This is a genomic window from candidate division KSB1 bacterium (genome assembly GCA_022562085.1).
Taxonomy (GTDB): Bacteria; Zhuqueibacterota; Zhuqueibacteria; order Oceanimicrobiales; family Oceanimicrobiaceae; genus Oceanimicrobium.
This window is the reverse complement of record JADFPY010000111.1, coordinates 1-12298: the sequence shown is the minus strand read 5'-3', so window position 1 is coordinate 12298 and position 12298 is coordinate 1. Positions and strand designations below refer to the sequence as shown.

10 protein-coding genes are annotated in these 12298 nt (G+C 47.2%); 3 read left to right on the top strand and 7 right to left on the bottom strand.

Annotated features, from left to right (window positions below):
- A partial coding sequence (locus IH879_11050) for an antitermination protein NusG (protein MCH7675475.1) occupies positions 1-221 on the bottom strand: 221 nt, incomplete at its 3' end.
- A gap of 533 nt (positions 222-754) precedes the next feature.
- Here IH879_11050 and IH879_11045 point away from each other — a divergent pair.
- From IH879_11045 to IH879_11035, 3 genes are read left to right on the top strand one after another with little or no spacing between them, the layout of a single operon-like run.
- A complete protein-coding gene (locus IH879_11045; GenBank protein ID MCH7675474.1) occupies positions 755-1846 on the top strand; it encodes a D-TA family PLP-dependent enzyme in 1092 nt (363 codons plus the stop codon).
- 55 nt (positions 1847-1901) lie between these two features.
- Complete coding sequence (locus tag IH879_11040) at positions 1902-2693, top strand: prolipoprotein diacylglyceryl transferase (GenBank protein ID MCH7675473.1); 792 nt, start codon at positions 1902-1904, stop codon at positions 2691-2693.
- Positions 2694-2697: 4 nt separating this feature from the next.
- Positions 2698-4938: a copper-translocating P-type ATPase gene (locus IH879_11035; protein ID MCH7675472.1), complete on the top strand. Its 2241-nt coding sequence runs from the start codon at positions 2698-2700 to the stop codon at positions 4936-4938.
- Here IH879_11035 and IH879_11030 read toward each other — a convergent pair.
- The 6 genes from IH879_11030 to IH879_11005 all read right to left on the bottom strand — a co-directional run bounded on the left by IH879_11030 (position 4927) and on the right by IH879_11005 (position 12227).
- Positions 4927-5679 (bottom strand): 4-phosphopantetheinyl transferase family protein, encoded by a 753-nt coding sequence (locus IH879_11030; GenBank protein ID MCH7675471.1) that lies wholly within the window; start codon positions 5677-5679, stop codon positions 4927-4929. The genes IH879_11035 and IH879_11030 overlap by 12 nt on opposite strands.
- Before the next feature lie 338 nt (positions 5680-6017).
- Positions 6018-7994, bottom strand: a complete 1977-nt coding sequence (lysF, locus tag IH879_11025; GenBank protein ID MCH7675470.1) for a homoaconitase — start codon at positions 7992-7994, stop codon at positions 6018-6020.
- Positions 7995-8152: 158 nt separating this feature from the next.
- Positions 8153-9352: an amidohydrolase family protein gene (locus IH879_11020; GenBank protein MCH7675469.1), complete on the bottom strand. Its 1200-nt coding sequence runs from the start codon at positions 9350-9352 to the stop codon at positions 8153-8155.
- A 38-nt stretch (positions 9353-9390) separates the two neighbouring features.
- On the bottom strand, positions 9391-10695 hold the full coding sequence (locus IH879_11015; GenBank protein MCH7675468.1) for an amidohydrolase family protein: 1305 nt from the start codon (positions 10693-10695) through the stop codon (positions 9391-9393).
- A gap of 74 nt (positions 10696-10769) precedes the next feature.
- A complete protein-coding gene (locus IH879_11010; protein MCH7675467.1) occupies positions 10770-11744 on the bottom strand; it encodes an acetamidase/formamidase family protein in 975 nt (324 codons plus the stop codon).
- A gap of 36 nt (positions 11745-11780) precedes the next feature.
- The gene (locus IH879_11005; protein MCH7675466.1) at positions 11781-12227 is read right to left on the bottom strand and encodes a hypothetical protein; all 447 of its coding nucleotides are present in this window, start codon (positions 12225-12227) and stop codon (positions 11781-11783) included.
- Between the last annotated feature and the right edge of the window lie 71 nt (positions 12228-12298).

Here is a 12298-nt window from a genome sequence, read left to right as displayed (position 1 = left end):
CGCAGGACACGAATCTTTTCTGAAAGTTTTATATTAACAAAGACATAACCAGGGAAAATCGGCATATTTACAATTTTTTTTCGATCCTTCCAGTAGCGAAGCTGAGGAACCAAAGGTAAGAAATGCTCCAAACCGCGTTCCTCAAGTTCCATTGAAACTTTTTTCTCATACCGGGAGCGAGTATAAATAGCGTACCAACGTGGAACTTTTCGCAGCTCCATTGTCTTATTCTTTAGCGTGGAAAGAGAACTAAAATCTGAAACTGTCTTCATGCAAAAATTCCTTTGTTTCGGCGCTCAATTCTGAACAAATTAAACCTGCGCAAACTCAGATTCTTGTTATTTATTAGACTTTAATTAACCGCAATTGTACCTAAACGCGTAAAATTGGAACCAGATTAGTGCCTCGTTGCATAAATTGGAGTACTTTTTACAATGTCGCACCGCAGAAATTCGATGAGCAAAAAGCGATTAGCGAGGAGCGCGGGTAGGCCTGGGTCGCTCTCCCTCGGAGCCTGTCCCTGAACGCAGCCGAAGGGCTTCTCCCTTTTCGTTTCGATGGAGATCATATTACGCTGAGATTGCATTTGTCTGTAACTACCTCAATTTATGCAATGAGAACATAATTCGCAAATTGTTTCGGTTACCTTTTTTATGAGTCAATCCGGTACTATAAACGCTTGAAGATATTCCTTGCTTGGACAACTTAAGTTTCTTATAATATGCGGGCGCAAGTAGAAAAGGCTATTCTAAATATGCAGTTTCAAGAACTAGATACACCGGCATTGCTGATTGATTTAGACCGCATGGAACGAAACATTTCCCAAATGGCTGATTTTGCCAGGCAGCAGGGGATTGATTTGCGACCCCACACGAAGACCCATAAATGTCCGGAAATTGCACAAATGCAGCTCACAGCCGGAGCAGTCGGAATTACCTGTGCAAAAATCAGTGAAGCCGAGATTATGGCTGCCGGAGGACTAAATGATATTCTGATCGCCAATGAAATCATTGGCGCGCAAAAATATAAACGCCTTATTGAGCTTGCGAATAAAGTGAGGCTGTGCGTTGCAGTTGACAGCGAATTTGGAGCAAAAAATCTGAACCAGGCCTTAGAGCAAGCTGAGCAAACGCTTGAAGTTGTGATTGAAATCAACTGCGGACAAAATAGAGCGGGAGTCCTTCCCGGCGATCCTGCACTTGAGCTTGCCAAAAAAATTGCGGATTGCAACCGCCTCAAATTGCGCGGATTAATGACCCACGGCGGTCATTCTTATAATGAAACTTCCAAAGAGGGCATTGAAGAAGTCGGGATTCAAGAAGGAACCGTGATGGTACAAACTGCAGACCTGCTTCGAGAAAATGGCGTTTCAATAGAAACCGTCAGCACAGGCTCAACACCGACCGTACAGTATTGCGGCGCAGTCGAAGGTGTCACGGAGATCAGGCCCGGGACTTATGTTTTTTTTGATTTAACTCAAATTGAGCTTTTCGCCTGCTCTCCGGAAGATTGTGCGTTATCTGTATTAGCAACGGTTACCAGCACGCCAGCCGCCAACCGCGTCGTTATAGATGCCGGCAAAAAAGCCCTGACTTCAGATCCCCGGGGCAGGGCCGGCCAAAATGGCGGCTTCGGTTTCATTCCCGAAAAGGGCGTAAGCATCAATAAACTTTCAGAAGAACACGGGGTGATTGAAACTGATTTCAAGTTTGAAATCGGTGAGAAAGTCAGAATTATCCCCAACCATGCCTGTGTGGTCGTGAATATGTTTGACGAGATGCACGGTATCCGGAACGGGCAAGTTGAAAAAGTTTTTAGAATAGAAGGCCGAGGGAAGATGTTATAGATTTATCACAGTCATTTGTCGTAAATAATTTATTTTTGAGAAAGAAAAGGAAAACATGATACCTGAACTTTTTAAAATCGGGCCGCTCACTATCAACAGTTTTGGGGTGATGGCCATGCTGGGATTTTTGATCCCCACTCTTTTGCTTAGAAAAGAGTTTGCTCGATTCAAATACGATCCCGATTTGGCGAACGGGGTTATCATTGCTACCATGATTGGCGGATTTGTCGGAGCACGGATCTATTTTATTGCTGAAAGATGGGATGGGTTCCTGGCAAATCCCGGTGATTATCTTTTTACGGGCGCCGGCCTGGTCTGGTACGGCGGTCTCATCGGTGCTATTTTATCCGTTTTTCTATATTTGCGAGTGAAGAAAATTAGCTTTCCGTTTGTCTTTGATTTGATGGCGCCTTTGAATGCTCTCGGTCAAACATTTGGCCGCATAGGCTGCCTGCTCTCCGGCGACGGCGACTATGGCCCGCCAACCGACTTGCCCTGGGCCATGTCATTCCCAAAGGGCATCATTCCAACTAATGAGCTGGTTCATCCAACGCCAATTTATGACATGATCTGGCTCTTCGGCAGTTTCATATTTCTTTGGAGTATTCGAAAAAAAGAATTACCGACCGGCTTCAAAATGGCTTTATATTTGATCTTGGTCGGCACCGGTAGAATTCTCACCGAACTTTTCAGGACGACGCCAAAAGTTCTGTTGGGTTTAACCGCAGCACAAATTATAAGTATCGCATTTATAACCATCGGGGGCATCATTCTATTTAACATCGCTTCAAAACGGAAAGCAAAAATCTCATCTGAACCAAAACCTAAAAATGTTAAGGCCTCCTAAAAATATGAATAACTCCGCGACAGAAAAAGTCACTCTCCAAATTGCAGGCATGCATTGCGCATCGTGCGTGCAAGCGGTCGAAAAAAGTTTGAAGGGCACTGATGGAGTTGAAGAAGCCAAAGTCAACCTGGCGACTGAAAAAGCCATCGTGGAATTTAATCCGGCTGCGGTTGGAGAAGCAAGCTTAATTGAGGCAGTCAAAAAAGCCGGCTACGCGGTCAAAGATAAAACCTCCGAGCCGGGGGGCCAGGATGATTTGGAAAAAGTACGCCAGGCAAAAAGCAGAATGAAAATCGCCTGGGCTTTTACTGTTCCGTTGATGGTTTGGATGTTAGTTAAAATTATCACCGGTTCAGCCTGGCCGAATAGTTTCGTTTATAAATTAGGCATGCTCCTCTTGGCGCTGCCGGTGCTGCTCTGGCCCGGCTGGCCAACTTTTCGCTCAGCAATAATCGCAGCGATACACAAAAACGCCAACATGGACGTGCTCATCGCGATGGGAACGACCGCCTCTATTATTACCGGGCCGCTCTCATTTTTCATGCCGATCAGCACCTTTGCCGGAATTTCCGCCATGATCATGGCCTTCCACCTCACCGGCCGCTATATTGAAACCAAAGCCAAGGGCCGGGCTTCGGAGGCGATCAAGAAACTTTTGCGATTAGGCGCTAAAACTGCACGCGTTTTGGAGGATGGCCAGGAAGTTGAAATGCCGGTTTCTTCAGTTCAGGTTGGCGATATTATGGTCGTTAAACCGGGCGAGAAAATTCCTACTGACGGCAAAATCGTCGAGGGAGAAAGCGACGTCGATGAATCCATGGCAACCGGTGAATCGATGCCGGCCCACAAAAAGCCTGGCGATGAAGTCATTGGGGCGACAATCAACCAGCAGGGTCGTATTAAAATTGAGGCCACGAAAATCGGCAAAGACACCTTCCTTGCCCGGATGGTCCAAATGGTCGAAGACGTGCAAAGCAGTAAAGTGCCCATTCAGGAATTTGCCGACCGGATGACCGGCGTTTTTGTACCGATTATCATCGCACTCGCTTTGCTGACCTTTGCCGCCTGGTTGATTTTCCCGGATTTTATGAAAGCCATTCCGCAATGGGCTCAAACTTTCTTGCCCTGGGTGAATCCAAACCTCAGCCCGTTGACCCTGGCTATTTTTGCGTTTGTCGCGGTTTTGGTTATTGCCTGCCCTTGTGCTTTGGGCCTGGCAACTCCGACTGCTTTAATGGTCGGCAGCGGCCTGGGCGCTGAAAACGGCATCTTAATTCGAGACGGCGCGGCGATTCAAAATTTAAAAGATGTCAAGACAATCGTGTTCGACAAAACCGGTACGTTAACCAAAGGTGAGCCTTCGGTTACAGATGTGATACCTCTCAACGGTTTTTCAAAGGAGGAGGTAATTCGTTTCACAGCAAGTTTGGAATCCGCGTCTGAGCATCCTATAGGCCGGGCGGTTGTCGCGAAAGCACGAGTAGAAAAAATTCAGCTTTCAGAAGTAACGGACTTTCAAGCTATCACCGGAAAAGGAGTCGTCGGCAAAATCGCGGGGAAGAACGTCCTGGTCGGGACGCGTGCGCTTTTAAACGATTTTAATGTCAATACTAATTTAAGTGAAAATAAAATCACGGCACTCGAAGCTGAGGCAAAGACAACAATGCTGACCGCAGTCAACGGTGAAGTTGTCGGCGCAGTGGCAGTCGCAGATGAGATCAAAGAGGGGGCCGCAGAAGCGATTGCAAAAATTAAGAAAATGGGCTATCGAGTAGCCATCTTAACCGGGGACAATCGTGAAACGGCAGCAGCGATTGCAAAGAAATTACAAATAACGCACGTGTTGGCGGAAGTTTTACCTCATGAAAAAGTAGCAGAAATTCAGCGGCTGCAAAGAGAATTGGGAAAGGTCGCCATGATCGGAGACGGCATTAACGATGCTCCGGCTTTAACCCAGGCTGATGTTGGAATCGCAGTTGGAACCGGAACGGATATTGCAATCGAGTCGGCTGATATCACGCTGGTTCGTGGGGATTTAAAAAGCGTGGCTTCAGCAATTAAGCTTTCCAGAGCCACGTTTCGTAAAATCAAACAAAATCTTTTCTGGGCCTTCTTCTACAATGTAGTAGCCATCCCGCTGGCAGTTTCAGGACTCCTGCACCCGGTAATCGCAGAAATTGCTATGGCCTCAAGTTCGGTTACGGTAGTTTTAAATGCGAATTTATTGAAGAGACTAAGACTGTGACATTTCATTCAACCTCAAATCCGCTGAGGTAGATTTGGGCAGGCTATAAATCCACGCCAGCCATTTTCCATGATGAGATAAGCTAAGATTAATGTTGACTCGCTCATTGTCCAAAAGCAAAAACGGCGGCAGGCTTTTATTTTTGTCCTGCGGACGAAGAATCTGCAGCCGGGCGGGTTCTATTTTTAATCTTGACGCAATTTCCTGTTTGCAATAAAACCGTACTAACGCCGATTCGGGATAGCCGATAGATGCAAGCTCAACTTCTGTAAAATGCTTTTTAAGCCTCTTTTCAGAACCCCATTTTTTTCTTTCCTGCGCATCAACAAATTTAGTATTTGAAAAAGTGACATAGTCTGATTTCTTCCCATCCCGCTGTACAGAACCGACCGCATGCACACATTCAATGTTTGCGAAGATTTTCAGATCAAAGATTTGTTTTGCATAAGTGACTTGCGCCGCTGCTTCTACTGAGATTCCATCCAGGTTTTTAAAAAGTTGTAAAACTGTCTGAAATTTTTTGTGTGAAAAAACCGGTGGCCCGGATATTTTAGAAATAAGTTTAAAGGCCGTTTCTTTGGCGGCCCAAATCATCCAAAGAGTTAAATCCTGATTTGCGGAATTGAAGATGGCGGTTTGCTCCTGCTCCGAGAAAACCCGTGTTACAAACCGGCTGTTTTTGTGTTTATCGGGGTAGCCGGCTTTGTTTAAATCAACGATGTCATTTCCTACGAGCAGCACATTGACCCTCTATGGAATCTTGTTTTAGTACTTTTGCCAATAGATGGTTGCGGAAATTAGCGAAGCGGTTTCCGCAACCCTGGCAGTTTATAATATTACTAGTATAATGCAGGTTAGATAAATCAGGAATTTAAGTCAATATAATTTTGACTTGAGGTACTTTTAGATGTATAAAACAAGGGCGTTAATGAAGTTTCGTTTTATGGAGCGCAAACATTCCTTAAACGGTGCTCCCAATTTTCGAATTTACCATTCCCCACCTACAGCTTGGTACTCCACTTGATTAAAGGTGGTTTTTTTGTGCTCCCAAGCTCAAAATCCGAGTTTGGTCATATGGTTTAAGCAAGATTCCTCTTAACCCAGTTCTCCAACCCACCAACCAAAACCAATTCCTGCGCGGCCGTGCCAAGGGGGCTGATTGCATACTCTTTATCATCCGCATTTAACACCGCTTTCAGGAAGTCGATTGTTGCATGAATGCCACTGCGAAGGGTAAGCTTATCAGTACCGAATTTGGCTTTTAAGTCATTGACCAGCTCGGGCACTTCGATGGTTAAAAAACCGTTGTTCAAAGCATTGCGTTTATAAGTTTCGCTGAAGGAACCGGCGATCACTAAAGCGATGCCGCGATATTTTAAGCAAGTAGCTGCCTGTTCGCGAGAACTGCCACTGCCAAAATTGAATCCGCCGACAAGAATGTCGCCCTTTTTAACCAGCTTTTTAAATTCCGGATCATAGTTTTCCATCACGACTTCCGCCTGCTGTTCCGGGGTAAACTCGTCGATGTAGGTGTATTTTCCCGGGTAAATGCCGTCAGTGTTGAGGTTGTCCTGGTGACAGAAAAGTAGTTCTCCGCTAATTGACTCCGGAAATCCGTCCAAAATTTTGACGCCGCCGTTCGCCTTTTCTGGCTTTTGGTTAACCTTAATTTTGCCAACGGTTTCTGCCGCTTGCCAATCCCCCGGAAAATCGATATATCCAGCTAAAGCTGAGGCCGCGACCACAGCAGGAGAAGCCAAGTATGCTTCAGCGTTTCTGGACCCCATTCGGCCTTTGAAATTGCGGTTGGTTGCAGAAATGCCGACCTCACCATCTTCGAGGGTTCCTGCGCCAAGCCCTATGCAGGGTCCACACCCGGGCGGTAATTCGCTGGCGCCCGCATCCTTCAACGCCTGCCAGTCGCCGCGTTTTTCGCTTTCGGCCTGGACTTCACTGGAAGCCGCAGCAACATAAAACTCCACATGTTCCGCGATTTTTTTTCCGCGAACTACGGCAGCGGCTTCTGCGAGATCTTCAAGCCGACTGTTGACACAAGAGATCAGGTAAGCTTTATTAATCTTCACTTGCCGCTTTTGCATCTCCGTAATTGAAGTCATGTCTTTGACGGTATTTGGACCGGAAATATGAGGCTGAATCGAACCCAGGTCCAGAACCAGCTCTTTGGCATAAAAAGCATCCTCGTCTGCTTTTAGGTTGTTTAACTGAGCTTCCAGCTCAGCAATTCGGGATTCATTAAGACGGGGATGGTTTACATCACTGTCGGCGTCGGATGGAACGCCGGCGTATCCGCGTTTTGCGACAAATTCTGCCCGTTGGTGAAGCCAGTTAAGGGTCACCTCGTCAACCGGGAAAACTCCGGCCAAAGCGCCCCACTCTGTGGTCATGTTTGCGATAGTAAGCCGCTCATCCAAAGAAAGGTGTTTGACGCCATCGCCGGCAAATTCGACAATGTGGTTGAGCACTTCATCCTGGTTAAAAAATCCGCACAAAGTGATGATGACGTCTTTGCCGGTTACGCCTGGTTTGAGCTGTCTATTAAGCTCGACTTTCGCGATTGGCGGAACCTGCCACCAGGTTCTGCCGGTGGCCCAAATTGCAGCGGCGTCCGTTCGCACCACCGGCGTCCCTAAACAGCCGATGCCGCCATACATATTTGAGTGGCTGTCCGATGCAACCGCCATGGTACCCGGCCAGGCGTACCCTTCTTCGACCATCACCTGATGCCCGATGCCGCGGCCGGCCGGATAAAAATCGATGCCATGCTCGCGGGCAAACGCTTCGATGTTTGCGTATTTCTCCAAATTTTTTTCGCTCTTGTTCTGAATATCGTGGTCGAGGGTAAAAACTACCTGGCGGCGGTTTGCTATTTTCGTGGCGCCAATACTGCGAAATTTCGGTATCACTGCACCGGAATTATCATGGGTCATAACATACGCGGGTCGAATTGAAATGTAATCGCCTGCGTGAACTTCGTGCCCTTTCTCTAAACCGACAGCAAATTTCTGTGCAATTTTTTCGACCATGGTTTGTGGCATAAATTTCTCCTGAAATTTTTTTAACACAGCACTTATTTACACAACTGATAAATAAAAAAGATTTGTTCAAAGTGCAAGAATTTAATAGCCCCGGCTAAAACACGTAGGGGCGATTCGCCGAATCGCCCCTATAAATTTCGAGATGAATCTATCAAAAATCACCGGCATTCATCGCTGACAACTTTTCCATCGATAATTACGGTGCAAACATGACTGGTATATTCAAAGGGATCGCCATCGAAAAGTAGGACGTCGGCGTCTTTGCCTTTTTCCAGTGAGCCGACACGCTTGTCGATTCCCAGGATCTGAGCCGCGTTGATGGTGATGGTTGCGAGTGCATCTTCAAAGGCCAGCCCATTGGCGGCCGCAATGGCCGCTTCGTATAAAATCACGCGCGTCTTGGGTACGTAGCTTTCATAGCCGCTTTGCAAAGCGAATTGAATCCCGGCTTGCTGCAATTTTGCTGCGGTTTCATAGGAGGCATTTTGCGTTTCACCGCGATTGCGCACCATTGTTGGGTGTAAAATTACCGGCACCTTGGCAGCCTTGATTTCATCGAGCAAAAGATAGGATTCGGCGGCGCCGTCCAGGATGATTTTGATGCCGAATTCTTCTGCAAGCCGCAGGGCGCTCATTATCTCGGTTGCCTTTTGTGCTGTAAACAGAACCGGAAGTTCTTTGCTGAGAATTTGAGCAAGTACCTCCATTTTCAAATCCCGGTCCGGCCTTTTATCCTCTTTTTTATTCTGCATTTTCTTAACATAATTTTGCGCTTTCAACAGGGCGGTGCGGATCATGGCGACGCCTTTAGAGCGGGTGCCCGGAGATTTGAAATTCCGGCCCACATTTGGGCCAAGACTGAAAGCAACCATTGCGGTTGGTTTGATCAAAGCGTCATTTACGGTTTTGCCGTTTGTTTTCACGATCATGGTTTGCCCGCTGATGAGTGCACCCGGTCCATGCCCGGTATGAATGGTGGTCACGCCGAAATTGCGCACCCATTCCACCAGTTTCTCGCGAGCGTTAAAAGCATCGATGGCACGAAGTTCGGCTTGAATCGGATCGGATTTTTCAAGCTGATCCTGGTCGTGCTTTTGGTTATAATAGCCCGCAAGCCCCACGACGGTGTGGGCATCTATTAGACCGGGAGTGACGATTTTGTTGGAAAGAATTTTGTAGTCACTACCAATATTCAGACGGGACGCCGGGCCAACGCGTTCAATTTTTCCGTTTTTGATAAGAACCACCCCGTTTTGAATCGGATCGCCGGCCATGGTATAGACAGTCTCACCCTTGACCGCGATTTTCTGACTCCAAATCGGAGTTGCAATGATTAAGACTATCAGTAGGGAAGGCATATATGCGTTCCCTACAATTCTTTTAAACTTTTTAAAACTCATTCCATGCCTCCTTCGGCTTCGTGCGCAACAACGTTCTGACGAAATACTTCGTAACCGCCGACTGAATATTTTCGGTCATCCGGGTTTGAGCGGTCAAATAATTTAACGCCTTCCACCCAGGTCTCCTCAATGTGTGTATACACGCTTAGCGGATCGCCGGACAGGACGATGAAATCGGCATCTTTGCCCTTCTCAAGAGAACCCACACGATCAGCCAAATCGAGCATTCGAGCTGCTGCCAGGGTGACTGATTCCAGAGCCTTCGCTCGCGACATACCCGCACGCACTGCCAGCGCCGGTGAACGCAAAAGGAGGCGGGAATCTGTAATACCGTCGTCGGTGTGAAACGCAACATCGACGCCTGCTTTTTCCAGGATTGCGCCGGTCTCGTAACGCAAATCAACAGCCTCTAATTTACCACCCGGAGAATCGATCATGATGATGGAACAAGGAATGCCGGCCTTTGCGATTTCATCTGCGACTTTCCAGGCCTCGCTGCCGTGCTGAATCACTACCCGAAAACCGAACTCCTGCGACAGTCGAATCACGGTCATGATGTCATCATGACGATGCGTGTGATGCTGAACAATTCGTTTGCCGTCGAGCACCTGCATCAACGCTTCCATTTGCAGGTCTCGCTCGGGCATCTTTTCAGGATCGCCGTTAGCAGCCTTGAGTTTCTTTTGATACCCCTGCGCTTTGACATAGATCTCACGCACCATTGCAGCTGATTTGGCACGCGTACCGGAACGCGGCTTTTCTCCAAGGGAATTTGTCCCGTTCGCCATTTTCATGCCGCCGCAGACATCATTTAAAGGATCTTTACAGTAGAGTAAATCGTCGATTTTTTGACCTTTTCTAAGTTTAACATAAACCGTCTGGCCGCTCATCAAATAGCCGGAGCCGGGCATGATGTTGGCCGTGGTTACGCCACCGGCCCGCGCCCGTTTAAACGAATCGCTGCGAACATCGATGGCATCCATTGCCCGGACATCGGGGTGCAGCGTAGCAGATCGATCGCCGCCTTGAACACCGCCAATGTGCGAATGCGTGTCGACAAGCCCCGGCATAATGACTTTCCCGGTGACATCGTGCTCGGTTGCATCTGCGGGTACCTGAATATTATCTGCGAGACCGACTGAGACGATTTTTCCGTTTTGAATAACCAGAACACCATTTTCAATCGGTTCGCCGGAAATGGTATAGAGCTTTGCGCCCCGGAAAACGTGCGGTTGTTCTTGTGCAGAAGATTGCTGGAATAACAAGCCGGCCACAAGCAGAATTAAAAAATTGAATTTCATAAATTATTCCTCCTCAAAAAAATTCGTTCGGTAGGGGCGTAAAATTTTACGCCCCTACATTTTTGACACTATATTTATTTAGGCAAATACTTCTTTGGAAATTTTGCAACTACCGTATACTGCGGATCCACAATATTGGCCACAGTTGATTCGGCAACTTGCGTAAGCACTTGATACGCCTCCCAGCGGTCGAAGCCGTAATCCTCTTCAAGCCACTCAATCAACTCGATATGCGCCAAACGAAAGGCATCGATTAAAGGTCGTGCACTGGCCGCTACCATGATAAACTCATCGTTCTCAATTCGCGGCCAATCGATCGGTTTATCTTTGATGAGATCAAATTGCAGGATGACATCCATGGTGGCCTCGAGGCCGGTGCCGGCGATTTCGCCTTCGCCTTGAAGTGCATGACCATCGCCAAAATAAAACAGCGCCCCTTCATGAAAAATTGGCAAATAGACCGTTGCGCCTTCTTTAATTTCAGGCGCGTCCATATTGCCGCCAAAATCGCCGGGCCAGAGACCGGGGAATGATTCCTCACCTTTTGGCGCGACCGCAACCCGACCCAGCATTGGCGCCATCGGCACTTCAATTTTTCCTAACTTGCTTCTCGGTAAATCCAAACTGGCAATGTTCCTCCCGCGATCCAGCCGCCAGAGAAAACGCTCCGATGGAATGTCGGGATTCAACATTCGCACCCGGACATCAGCAGCCAGGCCGCCGAAACCGGGTCTGATTCGCGCCGGTCCGTATTCCCGGTTTGGCTGCACTTTGATAATTTTCACTACCAATTGATCTTTGGGTGTCGCTCCTTCGATATAAATCGGCCCGACTTCTCCCGGCCAGGCACCGCCTTCTTCTGTGTAATATCCACCCATCAAAGTTTCGCTGATCAGAACATCGCCCGGCTTAAGCGTCAGAACCGGTTCGCGAACTTTAAATGCCTGGTAGCCGATTTTTGGTGTGAAGCGGGTGGTGTCCTGGGCAAGAATCGACTGAGAAATTAGTGGAACAAAGCAGATTAAAAGGAATTTGTGAGCAGCATTCATGTTTTCTCTCCTCGATTTGACATTGATTCGGTTATTTTATGGTGTTACCAAAAAACAGGCGGTGCCCCAGTACCAAATTTCTCCATCTTCTATTTTTTTCTTAGGGCAAAGCCAATCTACAATTTTAGTAGAACTGCTAATCTCAATATTTTTGAATCTCTTATGTATTGTTTCCTCTTTTTTTGCATCTGTATAAACAATTATTATTCCATGTTGTGGAGAACCACCTCGACTTGATAACTGGCGTAGTCTTTTAGCGTCTGAATTTATGATGTCACTTCCCCAACCCTTTTTTATTTCTATTAAGACTCTGGGAGTTCCATTTTTCCACCAAACGATAATGTCAACACGACCAGAAGCATTTCCTCGAGGTTGGTAGCCTCTTTTTTCTGCGCTAGAATGAGTGAGTATATCTCGCACAGTGTCTTCGAGAGTTACGAAAGGACATATTTTTGATAAGGCACGTGCAATTTCTACCTGCATATAACTTTCAGGTGCATGGCCAAGCCAATATCCCCCACTCCACCTGTAATAATTTCTAAATGCGTTAGCAA